We start from the raw sequence: 22,705 nt of genomic DNA, 5'->3' as shown, positions 1-22,705 counted from the left end.
GCTGAATATTCTGGCAGCAATTCTTTTATTCGGGCTGATTGTGCTTGTTCACGAATTCGGTCATTTTCTGCTGGCAAAGCTAAACGGCATTGGCGTAGTGGAATTTTCCATTGGCATGGGGCCGCGGCTGGCCAGCTTTGTACACGGAGAAACCAGGTATTCCCTGAAGGCGCTTCCTTTCGGCGGCTCCTGTATGATGGTGGGAGAGGACAGTGCGGATCCCAATCCCAAAGCATTTAACAACAAATCTGTATTTGCAAGAATTGCTGTGATTGCCGCGGGTCCTGTATTTAATTTTATTCTGGCCTTTTTTGCCGGAATCCTGATTGTATCCCAGGTAGGACATGACAATCCGGTGCTTATTGGTGTAGAGGACGGTTCTCCTGCTCAGGAGGCCGGTCTGATGCCGGGAGATAAGATTACCCGGATCAACAATCGAAAAATCAGCGCATACCGGGACATTCAGCTGTATACACTTTCCCATCCAGGCCAGGAGCTGACCATTTCCTATGAACGTCCGGCCGGTGGAAGCTGGGAAAATAAAGGTGCGGCAGAAAAACGAACTGCTGTCTTAACTCCCGCATTTAATGAAGAATATCAGGCCTACATGCTTGGTGTTCTTTTTGCCGGATATGAAAAAACAGACAGCTTTGCAGAGCTGATTCGCTGCAGTGCTTATGAAGTAAAATACTGTATCGTTTCTACCTTTGACAGCCTGCGCATGCTTTTCACCAAACAGCTTCCAGTAGAAGATGCAGTAACCGGCCCGGTGGGCATTGTCAGTATGGTTGGAGAAACGGTAGAGCAGGGACGGGAGGCCGGAGCTATGGTTCTCATAGTGATTCTGGCAAACTGGGTTCTTCTTTTAAGCTCCAGCCTTGGAATCATGAATCTGTTTCCCATTCCGGCTCTGGACGGAGGACGTCTGTTCTTCCTTTTTCTCGAACTGCTTCGTGGAAAGCCCATGGATCCGGAAAAAGAAGGAATGGTTCATCTGGCCGGCATGATGGTTTTGATGGCACTGATGCTCTTTGTTCTCTTTCATGACGTACAGAAGCTTTTGTAAGACAGAGAAAGGACAGGTGGATACGAATGAAAACGAAGGTAATTCAAATTGGTGACCGGGTCATTGGCGGCGGAAATCCCATACTGATCCAGTCCATGTGCAATACAAAAACAGAGGATGTAACAGCAACGGTTGCCCAGATTCTGAAGCTGGAGCAGGCGGGCTGTGATATTATCCGTGTAGCTGTTCCCACACTGGAGGCTGCAGCTGCCCTAAAGGAAATCAAAAAACAGATTCATATTCCGCTGGTGGCAGACATTCACTTTGATTATCGTCTGGCTATTGCAGCCATGGAAAATGGCGCTGACAAGATCCGCATCAACCCCGGCAATATCGGCAGCAAGGAACGAGTAAAAGCTGTGGTAGATAGGGCCAAGGAGCTTCACATTCCCATTCGAGTAGGTGTAAACAGCGGCTCTCTGGAAAAAGGTCTGATCGAAAAATACGGCGGCGTCACTGCAGAGGGGCTGGTAGAAAGCGCTCTGGAAAAAACTGCTCTGATTGAGCAGATGGGCTACGATAACCTGGTGATCAGCATCAAATCCTCCGACGTTATGATGTGCGTCAAGGCCCATGAGCTGATTCACAGCCAGACCTCCTTTCCCCTTCATGTCGGAATTACAGAGGCCGGAACTTTAACCTCCGGTAATATCAAATCCGCAGTCGGACTGGGACTGATCCTCCATCAGGGCATCGGTGATACCATCCGGGTATCTCTTACTGGAGATCCGGTGGAAGAAATCAAATCTGCCAAGCTGATTTTAAGGACTCTGGGACTGCGCAAAGGTGGAATTGAGGTAGTTTCCTGTCCTACCTGCGGCCGTACCCGCATCGATCTGATCGGCCTGGCCAATCAGGTGGAAAACATGGTGACAGAGTTTGACCAGCTGAATGTAAAGGTGGCTGTTATGGGCTGTGTAGTAAATGGCCCTGGCGAAGCAAAAGAGGCTGATTTGGGAATTGCTGGAGGCATTGGCGAAGGCCTTCTCATCAAAAAAGGGGAAATTGTGAAAAAGCTGCCAGAGGCAGAGCTGCTTCCTGCTCTGCGTGCAGAGCTGAAAGCCCTGGCGGCAGCTCAGGAGAAAGGTGAATGAAGGATTTTTTAGACGTATTTCCCGGATTGCATATGACAGAACAAATGCAGGAGCTTTTATCTCTGGTAGGCGTGGAGCGTGTCTCCATGCCCAGAGACAGAAGCTCTCTTCGCATTTACCTGAACAGTCCGCGATTAATTCATAAAAAGAACATCTGGGATCTGGAACGGGGAATTCGAGAGCAGCTTTTTCCTGGAAAACAGATCCAGATCCGAATCTTTGAACGGTTCTGTCTGTCTGAGCAGTATACACCGGAAAAGCTTCTGAAGGTTTACCGGGACAGCCTGCTGATGGAACTGAAAAATTACAGCATTATCGAATATTCCATTTTTCGGAAAGCAGAATGTACATTTCCACGGCCGGACCTGCTGCATATGACTGTAGAAAACACCATGGTCAACCGGGAAAAAGCCGGGGAACTGAAGCGTGTCCTGGAAAAAGTTTTCCATGAACGGTGCGGCCTTCCTGTGGAGATAGAATACGAATATGTAGAGCCTGTACGCGCCAGAGGAACACTGGAAAGAGAACTGCAGGCAAAACACCAGGCAGAGGAGCTGGCTGCCCGCTATCTGGAGCACCACAGCACAGAAGAAGAAAATTCCCAGGAAGCAAAAAGCGGTGCATCTGCTTCTGCAGAAAAGGGAAAAACAAAAGCGGCAGGAAAAGGCAGTGAAAATGGCGGCAGTATTACCAGAGGTGAGTCACGCCCTGGCGCTCTGCGAAACGGGAAAAAGGAATTTCAGAAGAAAAACGACTGGAGTCATGGAGGATACCGGAAAAAATCGGAGAATCCCGATGTCCTTTATGGACGTGATTTTGAAGACGATTTTATTGAGCTGGAACGAATTGAGGGAGAAATCGGAGAAGTTACCATCCGTGGCAAAATCCTTGATAAGGACAGCCGGCTGCTCAGAAGCGGAAAAACCATTATTATTTTCCACATTACAGACTTTACTGATACCATTACAGTCAAGGTATTTGCAAATGAAGATACCCTGGAGGATTTAAATAATGCAATTAAAGAAAAAAACTTTATCCGCCTCCAGGGCATGACAACCATTGACCGGTTTGACGGAGAACTGACCATTGGTTCCATTCGGGGCATTAAAAAATATGAGGATTTTACCAGCAAGCGGACAGACAACAGCCCAGTCAAACGGGTAGAGCTTCACTGTCATACAAAAATGAGCGATATGGACGGTGTTTCTGAGGTCAAGGATATTGTGAAACGAGCCAAATCCTGGGGAATGCCAGCCATTGCCGTCACAGATCATGGCTGTGTCCAGGCATTCCCGGATGCCAGCCATGCTTTGGACAAGGGAGATTCCTTTAAGATTCTTTATGGCGTAGAGGGATATCTTGTGGATGATATGAAGGAGCTGGTTGAGCACTCCAGAGGGCAGAGCTTTTCAGACTCCTATGTGGTCTTTGATATTGAGACTACCGGCTTCAGCCCGGAAAAAAACAAGATTATTGAAATCGGCGCTGTCAAGGTTGTCAACGGACAGATTACAGACAAATTCAGTACCTTTGTCAATCCAGATGTGCCGATTCCCTTTGAAATCGAGCAGCTGACCGGAATCAACGACAATATGGTGCTTTCCTCGCCGGGGATTGAAGTGATTCTTCCTCAGTTTTTGGAATTCTGCAAAGACTGTGCCCTGGTTGCCCACAATGCTTCCTTTGATGTCAGCTTTATCTCCTGGCAGGCCGCAAAGCAGGGATTGGAATTTGAACCCACTGTCCTTGATACAGTCGCCATAGCCAGACAGCTTCTTCCCAGCTTAAACCGTTTTAAGCTGGATACGGTAGCCAAGGCCTTAAATATTTCTCTGGAAAATCATCACCGGGCCGTAGATGATGCCGGAGCTACTGCAGAAATTTTTGTAAAATTTGTAGAAATGCTTCGGGCCAGAGGCGTGGAAAATCTGGACCAGCTGAATGAAATGAGCGAGCTCAGTCCGGACACCATCAAAAAACTGCCGACTCACCATGTAATTATTCTGGCCAAAAACGAGGTAGGACGAATCAATCTCTACCGGCTGGTATCCTGGTCCCATATTGACTATTTTGCAAAACGTCCCAGGATTCCCAAAAGTCTCCTGAACCAGTACAGAGAAGGGCTCATCATTGGTTCTGCCTGTGAGGCTGGGGAACTTTACCAGGCCCTTCTGCGGGGATTGCCCAGAGCGGAGCTGATGAAGGTGGCATCCTTTTATGACTTTCTGGAAATTCAGCCCCTGGGCAACAATGCCTTTATGCTGCGGGATGAAAAAAGCACCGTAAAAACCATGGAAGATCTGATGGATTTGAACAGGAGAATCGTTCAAATGGGGGAAGAGCTGGGAAAACCCGTATGCGCAACCTGCGACGTTCATTTTCTCAACCCTGAGGACGAGGTTTACCGCCGGATTCTTATGGCGGGTCAGGGATTTTCAGATGCGGATCAGCAGGCGCCTTTATATCTGCGAACGACAGAAGAGATGCTGAAGGAATTTGAATACCTGGGGCCGGATAAGGCAGAAGAGGTGGTCATTACCAATACCCGGATGATTGCTGATATGTGTGAGCGCATTGCACCAGTACGTCCGGATAAATGTCCTCCGGTTATTGAAGACTCTGATGAAACCCTTCGAAAAATCTGCTATGACAAGGCCCATGAAATGTACGGGGAAAACCTGCCTGAAATTGTAACTGCCCGACTGGAAAAGGAGCTTCATTCTATTATTTCCAATGGCTTTGCCGTGATGTATATTATTGCTCAGAAGCTGGTATGGAAATCCAATGAGGATGGCTACCTGGTAGGCTCCAGAGGCTCTGTAGGTTCCTCCTTTGTTGCCAACATGGCCGGAATCACAGAAGTAAATTCCCTGAGTCCCCATTATCTGTGCCCCCATTGCCATTACAATGATTTTGATTCGGAGGAGGTAAAGAAATTCTCCGGAATGGCAGGATGCGATATGCCAGATCGGAACTGTCCCAAATGCGGCACTCCCATGACAAAGCAGGGCTTTGATATTCCCTTTGAGACCTTCCTGGGCTTTAAGGGAGATAAGGAACCGGATATTGACCTGAACTTTTCCGGAGAATATCAGAGTAAGGCCCACGATTATACAGAGGTCATCTTTGGAAAGGGCCAGACCTTCCGTGCCGGAACGATCGGTACTCTGGCAGATAAAACAGCTTTCGGATTTGTCAAACGTTATTACGAGGAAAGGGGAATTCACAAGCGAAACTGCGAAATAGACCGGATTGTTCAGGGCTGCGTCGGTGTCCGGAGAACGACGGGACAGCACCCTGGCGGTATTGTTGTGCTTCCCATTGGTGAGGAAATCTATTCTTTTACCCCGGTTCAAAGACCGGCCAATGATATGACTACCTCTACCGTAACCACCCATTTTGATTACCATTCCATTGATCACAATCTGCTGAAGCTGGATATTTTAGGACATCAGGATCCGACCATGATTCGAATGCTTCAGGATTTAACCGGTCTGGATCCGGTAAATGATATTCCTCTGGATTCTCCGGAGGTAATGTCTCTGTTTCAGAATACCTCTGCTTTGGGAATTACTCCGGATGATATTGGTGGCTGTAAGCTGGGAGCTTTGGGAATTCCTGAGTTTGGAACTGATTTTGCCATGCAGATGCTTCTTGATGCCAAGCCCAAATATTTCTCTGACTTAGTCCGCATTGCCGGACTGGCCCACGGAACGGATGTATGGCTGGGCAATGCCAAGGATTTAATTCTCAGTGGTCAGGCAACCATTCAGACTGCCATCTGCTGCCGTGACGATATTATGGTTTATCTGATTCAGATGGGACTGGAAGAAGGGCTTTCCTTTACTATCATGGAAAGTGTGCGAAAGGGTAAGGGCTTAAAACCAGAGTGGATTGAAGAAATGAAGGCTCACAATGTGCCGCAGTGGTACATTGATTCTTGCCTGAAAATTAAATATATGTTCCCAAAGGCTCACGCGGCGGCGTATGTTATGATGGCCTGGCGCGTAGCTTTCTGCAAGGTATTTTATCCTCTGGCTTACTATGCTGCATTTTTCAGCATCCGTGCAAATGGCTTTTCCTATGAGCTGATGTGCCAGGGACGTGAAAAGCTGGAATACCATCTGGCTGATTTTAAAAAACGGTCTGATTCCTTATCCAAGGCAGAGCAGGATACTCTTCGAGATATGCGAATTGTTCAGGAAATGTATGCCCGAGGGTATGATTTTATGCCGATTGATATTTACCGGGCCCAGGCAGAGCGGTTCCAGATTATTGACGGGAAGCTGATGCCTTCTTTAAGCAGTATCGCCGGACTGGGACTTTCCGCTGCGGAAGGCGTGGTTTACGCAGCTATGGACGGCCCCTTCCTTTCAAAGGAGGACTTCAGAAATCGCTCCAAGGTCAGCAAAACCATCTGCGATTTAATGTCTGATATGGGAATTCTTGGAGATCTTCCGGAAAGCAACCAGCTCTCTCTGTTTGATTTCTAAATATTTTTCCCGAACAGGAAAGAAGCTCGCTCGCGAGCTTCTCCGCCTGCGGCGGGTCGCTTCTGCGACAAAATTCTCTGCCGCCGCATGGCGATCCTCGCGGAGCGTTTTTATTTCATAGGACGTAATTTCCTATGAAATAAAAAATAAGAAGAAGGGTTGACAATCCTTCTTCTCTTTTTTATAATAAATATACCCCCATGGGGTATATTTAACCGGGTATCCATGATACCTGGAATCAGAAACATATCAGATAAAACCAGGAAAGGTGGACTTGCAATGGAAGAACAGTGCTTTTGCCACACAACAAAAGAACGATCGGAAAAGGAATATAAGGATCTGATCCATCGATTAAACCGGATCGAGGGACAGATTCGCGGAATCAGGGGAATGGTAGAAAAAAACTGTTATTGCCCGGATATTCTCATACAGGTTGCCGCAGCAAATGCAGCGCTGAACAGCTTTAACAAAGTTCTTCTGGGCAATCATATCCGCACCTGTGTGGCCCGGGATATCCGGGATGGAAAGGATGAAACCATTGATGAACTGGTGGGCATTCTTCAAAAGCTGATGAAGTAAAAAAGCCCGCTTCCGATATCCATTTTTCCAGTAAAGGAGGGAATTTTCTATATGGATCAATATCAAGTAACCGGAATGAGCTGCGCTGCCTGCAGCACACGGGTGGAAAAGGCAGTATCCAAGGTCCCAGGCGTCACCTCATGCTCTGTCAGCCTGCTGACGAACTCCATGGGCGTAGAAGGCGATGCATCTCCGGAGGCTGTGATTGCCGCTGTAGAAGAGGCCGGATATGGCGCTTCCCAGAAGGGACAGGGCAAAAACGCAGCCGGTTCCCATACCCATGGAGGGTACTCAGCATCGGAGGCTGAGGAAATGCTAACGGATCACGAAACGCCAATTCTGAAAAAGCGACTTTTTTCCTCCCTTGGATTTTTAATTGTTTTGATGTATTTTTCCATGGGCGCTATGATGTGGGGATGGCCGGTCCCCTCGTTTTTCCAAGACAACCATGTAGCCATGGGCCTGCTGCAGTTGATCCTGACTGCAATTGTGATGGTCATTAACCAGAAATTTTTCATCAGCGGCTTTAAAAGTCTCTGGCATAAGGCCCCAAATATGGATACTTTGGTGGCCTTGGGCTCTACGGCTGCCTTTGTCTACAGCACCTATGCCCTGTTTGCCATGACAGATGCGCAGATGCGGGGAGATATGGCCGGAGTTATGTCCTATATGCATGAGTTCTATTTTGAATCAGCAGCCATGATCCTGACATTAATCACAGTAGGAAAAATGCTGGAAGCCCGCTCAAAGGGCCGTACTACAGACGCCCTGAAAAGCCTGATGAAGCTGGCGCCAAAAACAGCTTCTGTCATCCGGGACGGAGAAGAAGTACTGGTTTCCATTGACCAGGTCACTAAGGGAGATATTTTTATTGTTCGTCCTGGGGAAAATATTCCAGTAGATGGAATTGTTCTGGAAGGAAGCAGCGCAGTTAATGAGGCTGCTCTGACAGGCGAAAGCATTCCTGTAGACAAAGCCGCAGGAGATAAGGTTTCTGCAGCTACCCTGAATCAATCCGGATTTATCCGCTGTCAGGCAACCCGGGTAGGAGAGGATACCACTCTTTCACAGATTATTCAGATGGTGAGTGATGCTGCTGCGACAAAGGCTCCCATTGCCAAGGTAGCCGACCGGGTATCCGGTGTCTTTGTTCCTGCCGTCATCGGAATTTCCATTGTCACCATGGTGGTGTGGCTGCTGGCCGGAGAAAGCATCGGTTTTGCCCTGGCAAGAGGAATATCCGTACTGGTAATCAGCTGCCCCTGCGCCCTGGGGCTGGCAACCCCTGTTGCTATTATGGTGGGTAACGGAATGGGCGCTAAAAACGGAATCATGTTTAAAACTGCCGTGTCTTTGGAAGAGGCAGGAAAGGTACAGATTGTTGCTCTGGATAAAACAGGAACCATTACAAACGGCGAGCCGATGGTGACAAATATTCTTCCAGCAGGCGAGATCACCGAAGACGAGCTTCTTCGTCTGGCCATTGCTCTGGAGGCCAAAAGCGAACATCCCCTGGCCAGGGCCATTATGGAGGAAGCAAAAGAACGCCGTCAAATGCCGCAGGAGGTTTCCGATTTTCAGGCCCTTCCTGGAAACGGTCTGACAGCCCGCTTCGAAGGTTCTCTTCTTTATGGGGGAAATTACAGCTTTATCTCTAAAAAGGCGCCGGTTCCCGACTCTGTGCGACGCCAGGCCGAGGCTTTGGCCGAAAATGGAAAAACCCCCCTGTTTTTTGCAAAGGATCAGTCTCTTCTGGGAATTATCGCAGTTGCAGATGTTATCAAGGAAGACAGTCCGCAGGCTGTCCGCGAACTGCAGAACATGGGAATTCGAGTGGTAATGCTGACTGGAGATAACCAGAGAACAGCAAACGCCATAGGAGCCCAGGCCGGGGTTGACGAGGTCATTGCTGGTGTTCTTCCTGATGGGAAGGAAAGTGTCATCCGTGCCTTAAAGGAGCAGGGCAAGGTTGCCATGGTAGGCGATGGGATCAACGATGCGCCAGCCCTTACCCGAGCAGATACCGGCATTGCCATAGGAGCGGGAACCGATATTGCTATTGATGCAGCAGATGTCGTTCTGATGAAAAGCCAGTTAAAGGATGTTCCTGCGGCTATTCGTTTAAGTCGGGCAACGCTTCGAAACATCCATGAAAATCTGTTTTGGGCCTTTTTCTATAATATTATCGGGATTCCCCTGGCAGCCGGAATCTGGTATCCTATATTCGGCTGGAAACTGAATCCCATGTTTGGAGCTGCCGCTATGAGTCTTTCCAGCTTTTGCGTGGTAACCAACGCACTGCGGCTGAACTTATTCCAGATGTACAATGCTTCAAAAGATAAAAAATGCAAAGCAGCAGTACAGATTCAAGAAATCAATCTTATCAAGGAGGATGAAACTATGACAAAAACCATGAAAATTGAAGGTATGATGTGCGGCCATTGTGAAGCACGGGTAAAAAAGACCCTGGAGGCGCTGGAGGGTGTCAGCGAGGCAGCAGTAAGCCACGAGGAAGGAACAGCAGTTGTTACTCTGTCTAAGGAAGTGGCTGATGAAGTGCTTAAAAAGGCTGTAGAGGATCAGGATTATCAGGTTCTGGGAATCGAATAGGGTAGCGATTTAGAGCGAATTAAAAAACTTTTAAAATTTTTCATTTTTTTGTTGACAATTGGCTCAATTCATATTATACTATCAAAGGTATCGAGGCGTGGCTCAGTTTGGTAGAGCGCTGCGTTCGGGACGCAGAGGTCGCAAGTTCAAATCTTGTCGCCTCGACTAACCTTCGATAGTTTGTTTTAAGGCCTCATGGTCAAGCGGTCAAGACGACGCCCTCTCACGGCGTAAACCCGGGTTCGATTCCCGGTGAGGTCATAAAATGCTTTGGATGAAAAGTCCAAAGCATTTTTATCGCTTCCGTAGCGCAGTTGGTAGCGCAACGCATTCGTAATGCGTGGGTCGCCGGTTCGAGTCCGGCCGGGAGCTTTTCCCGAAACCCTTGCAGAATAAGGGTTTTTCTTATTTCTAAGCATAATTTCAGCCGTCCGGAAAGGGCGGCTTTTTTAGTTCATAGGAAATTACGTCCTATGAACTAAAAAACGCTCCGCGGGGATCGCCATGCGGCGGCAGAGAATTTTATCGCAGAAGCGACCCGCCGCAGGCGGAGAAGCTCGCAAGCGAGCTTCTTTTTTAGTTTTTTCCGGTCAAGCTCCTGTTTCCGCAGTGCGATATTTTTTAATAGAATCGTAAGTAGGGGTTAAAGAACATATTCAGGAAAAATGATAAAATAAAATCAGAAACGATTTGGAGCGATTATCAAAAGAGCTTAATTGGAGGAAAAAAAGATGGCAAAATTAGAGCGTGAATTAAATTATGATTTCGATGAACTGCTTCATCGTATTGAACAAGGAATTATGAATGGAAGTTCAACAGCCTCTCTTGAAGATGCCAGCGATTTTATGGATTCTGATGCAAGGTGCAGTGTGCGTGTTTTTGAAAGATACAGTGCAATGGGAGGGAATCGTGTCAGCCTCAATATTACATTGTTCCAGAACGGTAATGGTCCGGTAAAACTCTCCGCAATTACATCCGGCGGAAGTCAGGCGATGTTATTTAAAATCAATACCTTTGGAGAATCAGCATTTCTGGATCGTCTGAGAGAAATTTTAGATTAAAAATAAGGAGGATTCTATGATTCTGTTTCATTTGCTTGAAATAATATTCCCTCTCATATTTTTATTAGTTTTGGGAATTTTTATATTTATGTTTGCAAGGGGAATACATACCTGGCATAACAATAATCATTCACCACGCTTAACCGTACCAGCAAAAATCGTTTCCAAACGTCAGAGTACGATGCATCACAGCCACCCAAATGCTGGCGATATATCAGGAGCACATGGGTATCACAGTACATCAAGTACCACCTATTTTATCACGTTTCAGGTTGAAAGCGGTGACAGAATGGAATTATCAATGTCTGGAACGGAGTATGGCATGCTTGCAGAAGGTGATGAGGGCAGACTGACCTTTCAGGGAACCAGATATCTTGCATTTGATAGGAATATTTAATATTGACTTCCCTTCTGATTTTCCGTATTATGAAAATACAAAATCCTTGTAAAATATACAAAGAAAAATACATAAAATATTTTGTAAGAAGAACTATTGGAGAACATCATGACAGAAGAAGAATATTTAAAAACTTACAATCCGAATAAGTATGAAAAGCCTTCTGTTACAACCGACATTCTGATTTTTACGGTCAATGAAAATCACGAATTGGAGCTTTTGTTAATTAAACGGGGAGGGCATCCATACAAAGGAAAATGGGCGATTCCCGGGGGATTTGTCAATATGACAGAATCCCTTGATGACGGAGCAAAAAGAGAGTTAAAAGAAGAAACCGGGCTGAGCGGAGACTACCATCTGGAACAGCTTTATACATTCGGAGGCGTTAACCGGGACCCAAGAATGCGCGTAATTTCTGTTGCTTACATGGCACTGATTCCTAAGGCAGCTCTCTTACCGCGGGCTGGAGATGATGCAGCAGAAGCCATGTTTTTTCGGGTAAGCATCAATGACCGGGAGCTTCAGCTTGCGGGAGAAAACAAAACGCTGCTGACTGCCAAAGATTTGGCCTTTGACCATGAAGAAATCATCTGTACTGCATGGAAACGTCTTGCTGGAAAACTGGACTATACTGATCTTGCTTTTGAGTTCTTGAACAACAAAAATGATTTTACCCTTGGAGAGCTGCGTGGAATCTACGAATGCATCAAAGGACAAACTATAGATGCAGGAAACTTTGCAAAAATGTTTAGAAGCAAATACTTAAATACTGGAATCGTATCTGTTATCACAGAAGAAAAAGAGAGTTCTTCAAAAACAGCCCCAAAGCACTATCATTATACAAGATAAGAGGAGGAACATGTTATGTCAAGAAAGTATCTCATTGTTGTGGATATGCAGGAAGATTTCGTGTATGGATCACTTGGAAGTCCAGAAGCCCGCGAGATTGTTCCGGCAGTTGTAGAAATGGTAAAAGGCTTTGGCGGAACGGTACTGTTTACAAAAGATACACACCAGAATAATTATCTGGATACGCAGGAAGGAAAGTTTCTGCCCGTACCACACTGTATCAATTTAACAAAAGGATGGGAACTCATTGAACCACTAAAAATCATACAGCAGGAGAAGCAATATCCAGTATATGTCAAAGGTACGTTTGGATGCACCAGCCTGGCCATGGATTTACAGGCAGAGCATAGCAAGCAGGAGATTGAATCCATTGAGTTAATCGGAGTTTGTACGGATATCTGTGTGGTATCCAATGCGCTGCTGTTAAAAGCATATCTGCCGGAGGTGCCTATCATCGTACACACAGGCTGCTGCGCAGGAGTTACCCCTCAAAAACACGAAGCAGCTTTAGAAACCATGAGAAGCTGTCAAATCACGGTCAAATAGGAAAACGGAGTTTACGAAAAAGCTTTGAAAGAGCAGACTGAAACTTTATAACAGGAGGATATTTTACGATGAGAAAGAATTTTGGAGCAAAACCATGGACTTATCCGCAGCCGGTATTGATGATTGCAGCCTATGGAGAGGATGGTACACCAAATGTGATGAATGCAGCCTGGGGAGGAATCAGCGACGACACACAGATCTCCATCTGTGTCAGCGCAGAACACAAAACCACAAAAAATATTCTGTCCAGAAAGGCCTTTACGGTCAGCATGGCAGAGGCTTCCTATGTAAAGGAATGTGACTATGTGGGAATTGTGTCTGGAAACGATGTGCCGGATAAATTCCAAAAAGTCGGCTTTCATGCAGAACCGTCTGAGTTTGTAGATGCTCCCATGATTAAGGAGCTTCACATGGCGCTGGAATGTAAACTGGTAAGCTACGATCCGGAAACCTGCAGGTTAGTGGGAGAAATCATCAATGTCAGTGCAGACGAGAGTATCATCGGAGAGGACGGAAAGATTGATCCGGAACGGCTGCAGCCCATCATCTTTGATCCGGTACACAATAAATATCGGGTCATCGGGGAAGTGGCAGGAAATGCATTCCGAGACGGATTAGCACTGAAATAGCGGGAGCACAATTTATAAAATAATTGTTTTAATTTCAAATGGCTGAGAGCAGGCGATTCTGCTTTCAGCCATTTTTTTGTTCCAGAAGCGCCCCGCCGCAGGTGGAGAAGCTCGCAAGCGAGCTTCTTTTTTATACCATAGCAATAAGAATGCTAACAACCTAGAATTTTTACTTTGCAGAAAAAAGGCTTACAGAGGTTTAACATTCCGTTAACAGAAGTATGGTATCAAAAAATAAAAAAGAGTCGTATACTGAAGAACGTGATGGAAAGAGAGGAATAAGAAACTATGAAAAATACGATTTATGTGAATCCTGGAAAGAAGAAAAGAATTTCGATTCTTCCCTATATTCTGATTCTTCCGGCTATGGCTCTGTTTATGATCTTTAACTTTTATCCGTTTTTAAAGGCAATTCTGTTATCCTTTTCAATGACTAACAAACAAGGAGAGGTGACACAGTGGGTAGGACTGGCCAACTGGGTACGGGTTTTGACAAAAGACTCCTTTTGGGATGTCATTTGGATCACTCTGAAAATGGCAGGGATCAATCTGGTATTTACTTTTGCGATTGCATTGATCTTTGCCTTGCTTGCCACCAAAAAGGTTCGGTTTTCTAAATGGTATCAGACAATGTATGCACTTCCCATGGCTATCGCATCCTCACCGGCTGCTGCAATTTTTTTGTTTATTTTCCGGCAAAAAAATGGATTACTCAATAATTTGCTTGGAACTTCCATCAGCTGGACGACAAAGCTTCCTTATGCGTTTTGGGCTGTGTGTTCCATGACGATCTGGATGCATGTGGGTATTAGTTTTATCTTTCTGTTAGTTGGTTTCCGCAATGTGCCTGAGGAGGTACTGGAAAGTGCCTGGCTGGATGGCGCTGGTCCCTTGGCCCGAATTCGCCACATCCTGATTCCTATGGCTTCTCCTCAGCTGTTTTTTGTTCTTTTTCTGAATATTTCCAGTTCCTTCCGAAGTTTTGCCCAGATCCGCCTGCTAACGGGAGGCGGGCCAGCTAATGGAACGAAGAATCTGATTTATTATATCTATGAAAATGCCATGATCAACGGACGGTTTGAGACGGCATGTGTCCAGGCAGTAGTTCTGTTTATTCTGATCTTCAGTATAACGCAGATTCAATTTGCACTGGAGAAAAGGATGGTACATTATCAATGAATATGGCAAGAAAAAAACTAATAAAAGAAGCCCTGGCATTCGGGTTTCGTGCAGCCCTTGGAATTATCTTTATTTCCCCTTTGATCCTTGGTGTTTTGTTTTCCCTGCAGAGTGAATTGGAACTGGGAACGTATCCATTAAAGCTTTTTACGGATCATCCCACGCTGCAGAATTATCAACAGGTATTTCAAAAGGTTCCCATGTTTACATATCTGAAGAATACCGGAATTGTCTGTCTTATCTGCATTCTGGCGCAGATAATCATTTCCTGCCTGACAGCTTACGGATTTGTATTTTTTCGCTTTCCTGGAAAAAATCTTCTGTTTACATTAGTGCTGATGACAACCATGATTCCCGGTGAAGTAGTTGTCATCACCAATTACATGACAATCCAAAAATTGGATCTGATCAACACTTATGCGGGACTGGTGCTTCCGTCACTGACCTCCGGTACTTCGATCTTTCTTATGCGGCAGTATTTTTTGACACTGCCCAAAGATTTCCGGGACGCGGCACGACTGGACGGATGCGGGGATCTGGGATTTTTGTTTCATATCGTATTTCCTCTTTCAATTCCTACGATCTCCTCTCTGGCTATTTATCAGTTCGTTCTGATCTACAATCAGTTTTTCTGGCCGCTTCTAGTGACTAATACAGACAGAATGAGGACTATTCAGATCGGTATTTCCCTTCTGGTTACAGGAGATATTGTAAATTATGGCCATATTCTGGCCGGAGCAGTAATTGCGATTCTGCCCTCCGCACTGATCTATATCATTGGACAGGATTACATGATTAAGGGAATGACAGCTGGCGGTGTTAAGGGCTGATTCCATAGAACAAAAGAAATTTTGAAAAGAGAGGTATAAAGGAATGAAACGCTATGATGCAGCAAGACGAAGCATGGCTCTGGGAATGGCAGTCATGATGGGAGTGGGAGGAATCACTGGTTGTGGACAAAAGGAGACCAAACCGGCAGCAGAGACTACAAAAGAAGTGACCGAAGTCTCGGAACAGACAGCTGCGGAGACAAAGACCGAAGCGCCTGAGCAGGCTGCTCCCGAGGAAGTTGTGTGGTGGACGTATTTTGGTGACGCCAACATTGGATATCTTCAGACAGTAATCGACAGCTTTAATGAAAGCCAGTCAGAATACCATGTGACGATTGAATATCAGGGAAAGCAGGATGAAATGAATGCGAAGATCCAGTCTACCGCTCAGAAGGATCTTCCGGCTCTGTTTTCCGGCGCTGTGGAAAATGTAGCTATGTACGCAGAAGCAGATTACTGCAAACCCATTCAGGAATATCTGGATGCAGATACAGAAGGCTGGCCGGAGCTGGATCACACCTGGGATGCTATTCGCGGCGCTTACTGTGATACCCAGGGTAACCAGGTGGGCTATCCCATCGGTTACAGCTATCCCGGAATTTATTATAATGCCGATATGTTCCGTGAAGCAGGTATTGATCCGGCAGAAGTAAACAGCTTTCAGGATCTTTATGATGCATCCAAAAAGCTGGTAGACGGAGGATTTACTACCTATGGAATCGGCTTTCATCCCGATGGATTTTATTTCAATGCAGCATTGGGACGAGAAGGCATCAAGGCATATAACAATGATAACGGTCTTAATGGAGAGCGGATTACCCAGTGCCTGTACGAAACAGATGAAGCCGTTTACAATGCCGTATATTCCATGTTAGAGGTGTATCAGAAGCTTCATGCGGAAGAACTTTGCGTTCCTTACGGTTCTGATTATCAGGCAGAAATCATTCCTCAGATTGCATCTGGCGACTGTGCAATGATGATGGGTGTAGTTTCCATGACTACAAAGGTACTGGATTCCGTAAACGGAGCTTTTGAGGTTGGTATTCTTCCTATGGTATCTGCGACAGAGGAAGGGAAATGCACAGGTGAGCCGGCCGGCGGTACCGGAACCTTTATTGGAAACAATGGAAATGAGAAGCAGATGCAGGGAGCATATGAGTTTATTAAATATGCAAGTACCGGTGAATCAGCTGCACACTTTGCAGTAAAGACAGGATATCTTGCACCAAACCAGGAGGCCTATGACAGCGAAACCTATCAGACTTATGTAAAAGAAACCTTCCCGGCTGTTGCTTCTGTGTATGATTCTCTCGCAAAATCCGATGATTCTGCATTGAATCCCTATATTCCGATTTCCAATGAGATGAAAGCTGCAAATAAGTTTGCCATTGAAACTGCAGCTGCTGACAGCAAAGCAGATCTGAAGCAGGTAATTCATACAGCAGCGGAATCCATTCAGGAAGCTATTGACCTATATAACCAGTCTAATCCGGAATAGGGGGTTTGAAAATGAATAAAAAACGGCTTCTTGTATGTTCTGTAGATGCTATGGTCTGTGAGGATCTGGAGCTTTTAAAAGAGCTGCCGAATTTTCGGAAATATCTGGCAGGAGGCTGTGAAGTAACGGAGGGGATGCGTTCTGTATACCCCTCCGTTACTTATCCAGCCCATGTTTCGATGATTACTGGCTGTTATCCGGGAACTCACGGTTTGACCAGTAATTTTCGATTTTCCGTGAAACCAAAAGAGCAGAACTGGCTCTGGCATGGCGGATATCAGGTAGAGGATCTGTTTGCTGCAGCAAAAAAGGCCAGTTATACAACTGCTGCCATTTCCTGGCCGGCAACAGCTGGAAATCCTAATGTGGACTGGCTGATGGCAGAGTATTGGATGCCAAAGCCGGGGGACACTCTGCGAAGCAGCTTTTCGGATGCCGGATCTTCTGAGGAAATGCTGAAAATCATTGAAGCAAATCAGTGTTATCTTCCGGAAGGGTGGCAGCAGGGCGGCAAAGCGGCTTTTATGCAGTGGCCGGTAATTGATGATTTTAATATCCATGTAGCCTGCGATGTCCTGAGAGAGAAAAAACCAGATGTGTGCTTTGTCCATACAGGGACATTTGATACATATCGCCATCGCTATGGCCTGTTTGGTCCGTGGATGAAAGAGGCAGTGTACCGTCTGGATGGATATCTTGGCGCTTTGATGGAAGCCTGCCGTGCCGGCGGTTTTCTGGAACAGGTAAATCTGGTGCTGGTCAGTGATCATGGACAGCGGAGCATCAGCCGAAACTTGAATTTGAATGTGCTGTTTGCAGATCAGGGATGGATTCAGACGGGAGCGGAAGGGGAAATCCTGGATTGGCAGGCTGTCAGCTTTTCTAATGCCATGTCGTCTCTCATTTATCTGCGCTGTCCGGAAGATGAGCAGCTGCGGCAACAGGTTTATTCTCATCTGCTGCAATGGCAGGAGGAAGGCATCTACGGGATCGGAACTGTGTTTACTGCCAAAGAAGCGTGGGAACAGCATCATCTGAAAGGAAACTTTTCTTTTGTGGTAGAAAGTGACGGCTATACATCTTTTGGAGATCGGGCAGTACGCCCATTGGTGCAAGCCTTCGATGATTCCGATTACCGACTTGGCCGGGCGACTCACGGAGGTTTACCGGATTTCGGTCCCCAGCCGGTATTTGTGGCAAAGGGACCGGATTTTCAATGTTATCGCATGTTGCAACGACGCGACCTGATAGATGAGGCTCCTACCTATGCGCGTCTTTTGGGAATTACGCTAAAGCATTCAGAAGGAAAAGAAATGGAGGAATTTTTACGATGAAAATCTATCTGGTTCGCCATGGAGAAACTGACTGGAACCGGGAAGAACGGATTCAGGGTCAGGCAGATCTTCCCCTGAACAATCAGGGCATGGAGCAGGCACAGATTCTGGCCAAGCAACTGGCAGACGTTCCCTTTGAGGCAGTGTTTTGCTCTACGCTAAAGAGGGCAAGACAGACGGCCCGGATCATAAAAGGAGAGCGCCCGATTCCAATGGCAGAGGATGCGCGGCTGATGGAAATCAGTTTCGGCCGCTATGAAGGAAGAAAAATTGAGGCTATCTTAAACACACCAGAAGATCCGATTTATCATTTTTTCCAGGAGCCGGACCGGTATACACCGCCGGAGACAGCAGAATCCTTTCAGGATGTGGAAAAACGGGTAAAGGAGTTTTTTACACAGGTAATTCTGCCTTTAGAAGGCCAATATGAGACAATTCTGATAGTAGCTCACGGTGCAGTCAACCGTTTGCTTGTCAATCCATTTCTGGGGATTTCCCTTCACAAATTCTGGAGCTCTGCTATGGAAAATTGCTCCATGTTTATTCTGGAGATCGTAGATGGACAGCTCCACCTGGAGCGGGAGGTGCAGAAATGAAGCTATATCTTTCCAGTTATTGTATTGGTCCACGAGATTATTCATGGCTTCTGGATTGTGTGGCCGGATTTGAGAAACCAATCGGAGTAGAATTTGCAGTCGGCTTCCCTGGAAAAAATCCGGATCCTCCTTTTCTGGCTCAGGAATCTGCATTTTCTGGTGTACCGATACTTCTTCATGCGCCATATGCGGAATTCTGTACCGAGCCGGGAAGCAAAGAGGAACTGGAGGCAGAACAAGAATTTCAAAAGACCTGTCAGCTGTATCAGCAATTTCATGCTGCTTCCGTAGTATTTCATACCCATGAGGGTCCTGTTCCGGACGAACAGCGATTGGCCCGCCAGAAACGGTCCGCACAGGTATTATCCTTTTGGGCACCGCTTCTGAGGGAACGAAATATGCGGGGAACTGTGGAAAATGTAGGGTATCCTGCCAGGAAAAATGTGCTGTTTTCTCAGGAAGAATTTATCGCGCTGTTCGAAATACTTCCACCAGAGTGGGGATGTCTTATTGATACCGGCCACGCACTGCTAAATCATTGGGATTTGCCGGAAGTAATCCAGAAACTGGGAAGCCGAATTCACGGTTATCATCTGAATCAGAATGACGGAGTCCATGACAGCCATCTGTCTTATTATGCACCAGAAGGAATAATCTCAAAAAAAGAAGCGGATCAAATTATTCAGGCAGCAGCATTCTATAGCCCGAATGCGAATCTGATTCTGGAATACGGCCCCTACGAATGGATCTGCAAAGAAGGAATTTACGAGGATTTCCGGAAAATCTGCCAGGCGGCAGGTTGTTAGGCTCGCCATTGATGGGAAAATGGATTTAGGAGCAGAAAGTTTGCAAGGTCTTTCATACGCAGTTGACATCATCCGTATCTCCTGTGTTATAATCAAAAAATAAAAAACAAAATCATACAGAGGTGGATACATGAATCGTATAAATAAAGCGAATTTGATTTTGGCAGAAAATCTTGTTGAGGATATCATGGATAAATTTGAGGCCTGCGGCATTGCGGCAGCCATCATCGATGGTGACGGAAATACTGTATTTGAAAAATTCTGGGGTGTCAGGGATAAAGAATCCGGTAAAGAGATGAACGGAGATACGATTTTCGGAATTGCTTCTGTAACAAAGTCCTTTACCTGTCTCGCAATTATGCAGATGGAGGAGAGAGGGATCCTCGATCTTGACGATCCGGTCAGCAAATATATTCCTGAATTTACTAACAAAAACCAGGACAAGATTACCATTCGTCATCTTATGAGTCATGCAGCAGGCTTTTTCCCGCTTCCCAGAATTTTAGTTAATCAGGTTGCCGAGGCTCTGGGACTGGATGAATCCGTGACAGGTGCTTTTGCCTATCATGATGGATTGGCCCAGGAGGGGATTCGTCTGATCGCTAAACGGCTGGATGAACAGACAAAGGAGAATGGATTAAACGGAAAACCAGGAGAATATCTAAGTTATTGTAATGATGGCTTTTGCCTTTTATCCGACATTATTCGGAGATATGGCGGAGAGCCGTCCTTTGCTGACTATCTCATTAAGAATATTCTAAAGCCTCTTCATATGGATAGAAGCTTTTGCGATTTTCTCCGTCCCAGCCTCGATGAAAATGCTGCCACGCTTTATAAAAAAATCGACGGAAGCATGGTTGGCCATAGAAATTACCATGATAACGCATTGGTTTTAAATGGAAGCGGTGCAATGAAATCTACCTTAAATGATTTGAAAAAATACCTTCAGATGTACCTGAACCTCGGTCGTACAGCAGATGGAACCAGAATCTTAAGCCAGTACCGTGTGCGTGAAATGTGCAAGCCTCGTCAGCCCTATAACGGAAACGGCTATTATGGATATGGGGTATCCATGAAAAATATGGATGACTTGACAATCATCGAACACGGAGGCTCACTTACAGGTGTTTCCTCCCATATTGCATGGTCCTATGAAGCTGATGCAGCAGTAATTGTGCTGTGCAATACATCTGGTGTTCCGGTCAGCCTAATCTCTGATGGACTGATGAAGGTCTATAACGGAAAAAGTCCTGTTGAAAAAAGAGATTCCTGGCAAGAAACACCCTGGAGTGAGGAGACCAGGCATTCTGCAGCAGGCACTTATGTTTCCGGCGAAGGAATCACAGTAAAACTATATTTGAAAGAAGACGGTTCTATCGGACTAACAGAAGATGAAAAAGAAAAACCATTGATTACAGTCAGTCCATATACTGCCATTGTGCGCAACCCCTATTCCGATCTCTTTCTTCGTCTGATTAGCGATGAGGAGAGGGGAATTTTTGCAATAGCATATGGAAGCCGTATGATTCCCAGGCGCCGGTAAGCAATTAGGACACTGATTTCAACTTTCCCATGGAAACACATGGGAAGGTTGAATAAATTCTTATAAAAGCCTTTTTGCAAAGGTATCAAGCAAACGGATTGTCTCGTCGATATCTTCTTTCTTTGCTTCCGGGTGGAGCGTGCACATGCGTAAAACAGTTTTTCCATTTAAAACAGTAGTAAATACAGCGGCATATCCGCTTTCCAGAATTTCTTTTGATATTTTTTCATTGAAAAGATTTAATTCATTTTCTGAAAATCCCTTTGGTGCATAACGGAAATTCAGCATGGCAAGCTGAGCAGGAGAGATGATTTCCCAATCCGGAAGCACGCGCAGCGCTTCCTCTGCCCAATTTGCCAACTGAAATCCGTGCTCAATTGCGCTGCCTATTAAGTCAGTTCCTAAAATCTGCAGAGTAAGCCATAGCTTTAAACCTCTCGCAGGCCTTGTAAGTTCCATTCCAATATCCCAGGTATTCAGATTTTCAGAATCACCTTCAACATCTTTTAGATATTCAGGACTTACATGAAAGCTGTGAAATAAATGCTGCACATTTTTTACAAGAACCATGGCACATCCATAAGTCTGATAAAGCCACTTGTGAGCATCCCAGCTAATACTGTCTGCCAGCTGTGTGCCGTCAAGAAGATGCTTATATTTGGGACTCAGCAAAACAGATGCGCCATAAGCTCCGTCAATATGGAACCACATGTTGTACTTTCCTGAAATTTCTGATAATGTTTTAAACGGATCAATACTTCCTGTATTTGTAGTTCCGGCAGTTCCAATGATAACAAACGGAATCAGTCCGTCCTTTTTATCTTTTAAAATCTGTTCTTCCAAAAGCTCTGTATTGATAGTAAAGTCACTCCGGGAGGGAATGATTCGAATACGGGTATTTGGAATTCCGATAATGCGAAGTCCCTTTGCAACAGAGCTGTGTGTCTGATCGGAAATATAAGCAACTCCAAGATGCAGCGTCTGATCATCTAATTTATTATCTCTGGCCGCCGTGAGGGCAGTAATATTCGCCATAGAACCACCGCTTACAAATACGCCGCCTGACTGTTTGCCAAAACCAGCCTGTTCGCAAAGCCATTTTAATAATTTTTGTTCAATACAATTTACCATTGGCGCAAGCTTACTTCCGCCTGCGTGGATATTATAGGCAGAAGTCATAATATCTCCCAGCCAGGAAATTGAAGATGCGGGACCAGGAACGAATCCAAAGAAACGGGGATGGTTGGAGTCACCGCGATACTGGTAGACTTCTTTCATCATTTCTTCCACAACCTCCTTGGCAGGACGTCCATCCCGGGAAATCTCCAGAGCTTTGACCTTTTCCATCTGCCCGTCCGGCATATTCCAGATTACCTGCTGTGTATGGATATTGTGTTTATCAAGACAGAAATTGTGAACAAAATGCTTAATTTCTGTTTCCAGCTGAGAACTGTTTAAAATGTTTTCACTATTTAGCATATCTTAGATCCTTTCTTCAGTCCGTCTATTGATGTTTTTGCAGTAGTAGTGTACACTAAAAACATCTATTTGTTAAATTTATAAATATCATAATATATATGAAAATAATTGATAAT

At 45.6% G+C, this 22,705-nt stretch carries 18 protein-coding genes and 3 tRNA genes; 20 read left to right on the top strand and 1 reads right to left on the bottom strand.

Features of this window, described 5'->3' with window-relative positions; genetic code table 11:
• The first annotated feature begins 1 nt into the window (after position 1).
• The 20 genes from ACESON_RS02345 (at position 2) to ACESON_RS02250 (ending at position 21,110) form a co-directional block, all read left to right on the top strand.
• A complete protein-coding gene (locus tag ACESON_RS02345; RefSeq protein WP_177959905.1) occupies positions 2-1,066 on the top strand; it encodes a site-2 protease family protein in 1,065 nt (354 codons plus the stop codon).
• A gap of 20 nt (positions 1,067-1,086) precedes the next feature.
• Positions 1,087-2,160, top strand: coding sequence for a flavodoxin-dependent (E)-4-hydroxy-3-methylbut-2-enyl-diphosphate synthase (ispG, locus tag ACESON_RS02340; protein ID WP_373108612.1), 1,074 nt, complete (start codon positions 1,087-1,089; stop codon positions 2,158-2,160).
• Positions 2,157-6,653: a PolC-type DNA polymerase III gene (locus ACESON_RS02335; protein ID WP_373108332.1), complete on the top strand. Its 4,497-nt coding sequence runs from the start codon at positions 2,157-2,159 to the stop codon at positions 6,651-6,653. Before ispG ends, ACESON_RS02335 begins: the two co-directional genes overlap by 4 nt.
• A 279-nt stretch (positions 6,654-6,932) precedes the next feature.
• Positions 6,933-7,232, top strand: a complete 300-nt coding sequence (locus ACESON_RS02330) for a metal-sensing transcriptional repressor (protein ID WP_177958826.1) — start codon at positions 6,933-6,935, stop codon at positions 7,230-7,232.
• 51 nt (positions 7,233-7,283) lie between these two features.
• Positions 7,284-9,842: a heavy metal translocating P-type ATPase gene (locus ACESON_RS02325; protein ID WP_373108330.1), complete on the top strand. Its 2,559-nt coding sequence runs from the start codon at positions 7,284-7,286 to the stop codon at positions 9,840-9,842.
• A gap of 91 nt (positions 9,843-9,933) precedes the next feature.
• Positions 9,934-10,007: transfer RNA gene (locus ACESON_RS02320), tRNA-Pro, on the top strand.
• A gap of 24 nt (positions 10,008-10,031) precedes the next feature.
• Positions 10,032-10,103 (top strand) — tRNA-Glu (locus ACESON_RS02315).
• A 38-nt stretch (positions 10,104-10,141) separates the two neighbouring features.
• Positions 10,142-10,214 (top strand) — tRNA-Thr (locus tag ACESON_RS02310).
• Positions 10,215-10,573: 359 nt separating this feature from the next.
• The gene (locus ACESON_RS02305; protein WP_373108328.1) at positions 10,574-10,903 is read left to right on the top strand and encodes a DUF6054 family protein; all 330 of its coding nucleotides are present in this window, start codon (positions 10,574-10,576) and stop codon (positions 10,901-10,903) included.
• A gap of 16 nt (positions 10,904-10,919) precedes the next feature.
• Positions 10,920-11,300, top strand: coding sequence for a DUF2500 domain-containing protein (locus ACESON_RS02300; protein ID WP_373108327.1), 381 nt, complete (start codon positions 10,920-10,922; stop codon positions 11,298-11,300).
• A 108-nt stretch (positions 11,301-11,408) separates the two neighbouring features.
• Positions 11,409-12,149: an NUDIX domain-containing protein gene (locus tag ACESON_RS02295; RefSeq protein WP_373108326.1), complete on the top strand. Its 741-nt coding sequence runs from the start codon at positions 11,409-11,411 to the stop codon at positions 12,147-12,149.
• Positions 12,150-12,164: 15 nt separating this feature from the next.
• Complete coding sequence (locus ACESON_RS02290; RefSeq protein WP_373108325.1) at positions 12,165-12,695, top strand: cysteine hydrolase family protein; 531 nt, start codon at positions 12,165-12,167, stop codon at positions 12,693-12,695.
• A 68-nt stretch (positions 12,696-12,763) separates the two neighbouring features.
• A complete protein-coding gene (locus ACESON_RS02285) occupies positions 12,764-13,324 on the top strand; it encodes a flavin reductase (protein ID WP_177958167.1) in 561 nt (186 codons plus the stop codon).
• A gap of 288 nt (positions 13,325-13,612) precedes the next feature.
• Positions 13,613-14,503, top strand: coding sequence for a carbohydrate ABC transporter permease (locus ACESON_RS02280; protein WP_373108324.1), 891 nt, complete (start codon positions 13,613-13,615; stop codon positions 14,501-14,503).
• Positions 14,500-15,333, top strand: coding sequence for a carbohydrate ABC transporter permease (locus tag ACESON_RS02275; RefSeq protein WP_373108322.1), 834 nt, complete (start codon positions 14,500-14,502; stop codon positions 15,331-15,333). The genes ACESON_RS02280 and ACESON_RS02275 overlap by 4 nt, the downstream gene beginning before the upstream one ends.
• Positions 15,334-15,376: 43 nt before the next feature.
• On the top strand, positions 15,377-16,831 hold the full coding sequence (locus tag ACESON_RS02270) for an extracellular solute-binding protein (RefSeq protein WP_177959584.1): 1,455 nt from the start codon (positions 15,377-15,379) through the stop codon (positions 16,829-16,831).
• Between the two features lie 11 nt (positions 16,832-16,842).
• Positions 16,843-18,165 (top strand): alkaline phosphatase family protein, encoded by a 1,323-nt coding sequence (locus ACESON_RS02265; protein WP_177276630.1) that lies wholly within the window; start codon positions 16,843-16,845, stop codon positions 18,163-18,165.
• Positions 18,162-18,761 (top strand): histidine phosphatase family protein, encoded by a 600-nt coding sequence (locus ACESON_RS02260; protein WP_177276631.1) that lies wholly within the window; start codon positions 18,162-18,164, stop codon positions 18,759-18,761. The genes ACESON_RS02265 and ACESON_RS02260 overlap by 4 nt, the downstream gene beginning before the upstream one ends.
• Positions 18,758-19,567 carry a TIM barrel protein gene (locus tag ACESON_RS02255; RefSeq protein WP_177959586.1) on the top strand — a complete coding sequence of 270 codons (810 nt, stop codon included), beginning with the start codon at positions 18,758-18,760 and terminating at the stop codon, positions 19,565-19,567. Before ACESON_RS02260 ends, ACESON_RS02255 begins: the two co-directional genes overlap by 4 nt.
• A gap of 130 nt (positions 19,568-19,697) precedes the next feature.
• Positions 19,698-21,110: a serine hydrolase domain-containing protein gene (locus ACESON_RS02250; RefSeq protein WP_373108319.1), complete on the top strand. Its 1,413-nt coding sequence runs from the start codon at positions 19,698-19,700 to the stop codon at positions 21,108-21,110.
• 60 nt (positions 21,111-21,170) lie between these two features.
• On the opposite strand, the gene ACESON_RS02245 is transcribed toward ACESON_RS02250, so the two are convergent.
• Positions 21,171-22,589, bottom strand: a complete 1,419-nt coding sequence (locus ACESON_RS02245) for an aspartate aminotransferase family protein (protein ID WP_373108318.1) — start codon at positions 22,587-22,589, stop codon at positions 21,171-21,173.
• Positions 22,590-22,705 lie beyond the last annotated feature (116 nt).

The organism is Lachnoclostridium sp. Marseille-P6806 (assembly GCF_964238185.1).
GTDB lineage: Bacteria > Bacillota > Clostridia > Lachnospirales > Lachnospiraceae > Brotaphodocola.
This window is presented reverse-complemented; position numbering and strand designations above follow the sequence as displayed.

Coding starts and splice junctions, on each gene's coding strand:
- ACESON_RS02285 (WP_177958167.1), top strand. CDS start 12,764: ATGAGAAAGAATTTTGGAGCAAAACCATGGACTTATCCGCAGCCGGTA.
- ACESON_RS02280 (WP_373108324.1), top strand. CDS start 13,613: ATGAAAAATACGATTTATGTGAATCCTGGAAAGAAGAAAAGAATTTCG.
- ACESON_RS02275 (WP_373108322.1), top strand. CDS start 14,500: ATGAATATGGCAAGAAAAAAACTAATAAAAGAAGCCCTGGCATTCGGG.
- ACESON_RS02330 (WP_177958826.1), top strand. CDS start 6,933: ATGGAAGAACAGTGCTTTTGCCACACAACAAAAGAACGATCGGAAAAG.
- ACESON_RS02250 (WP_373108319.1), top strand. CDS start 19,698: ATGAATCGTATAAATAAAGCGAATTTGATTTTGGCAGAAAATCTTGTT.
- ACESON_RS02290 (WP_373108325.1), top strand. CDS start 12,165: ATGTCAAGAAAGTATCTCATTGTTGTGGATATGCAGGAAGATTTCGTG.
- ACESON_RS02295 (WP_373108326.1), top strand. CDS start 11,409: ATGACAGAAGAAGAATATTTAAAAACTTACAATCCGAATAAGTATGAA.
- ACESON_RS02270 (WP_177959584.1), top strand. CDS start 15,377: ATGAAACGCTATGATGCAGCAAGACGAAGCATGGCTCTGGGAATGGCA.
- ACESON_RS02325 (WP_373108330.1), top strand. CDS start 7,284: ATGGATCAATATCAAGTAACCGGAATGAGCTGCGCTGCCTGCAGCACA.
- ACESON_RS02255 (WP_177959586.1), top strand. CDS start 18,758: ATGAAGCTATATCTTTCCAGTTATTGTATTGGTCCACGAGATTATTCA.
- ACESON_RS02300 (WP_373108327.1), top strand. CDS start 10,920: ATGATTCTGTTTCATTTGCTTGAAATAATATTCCCTCTCATATTTTTA.
- ACESON_RS02245 (WP_373108318.1), bottom strand. CDS start 22,589: ATGCTAAATAGTGAAAACATTTTAAACAGTTCTCAGCTGGAAACAGAA.
- ACESON_RS02335 (WP_373108332.1), top strand. CDS start 2,157: ATGAAGGATTTTTTAGACGTATTTCCCGGATTGCATATGACAGAACAA.
- ACESON_RS02305 (WP_373108328.1), top strand. CDS start 10,574: ATGGCAAAATTAGAGCGTGAATTAAATTATGATTTCGATGAACTGCTT.
- ACESON_RS02265 (WP_177276630.1), top strand. CDS start 16,843: ATGAATAAAAAACGGCTTCTTGTATGTTCTGTAGATGCTATGGTCTGT.
- ACESON_RS02260 (WP_177276631.1), top strand. CDS start 18,162: ATGAAAATCTATCTGGTTCGCCATGGAGAAACTGACTGGAACCGGGAA.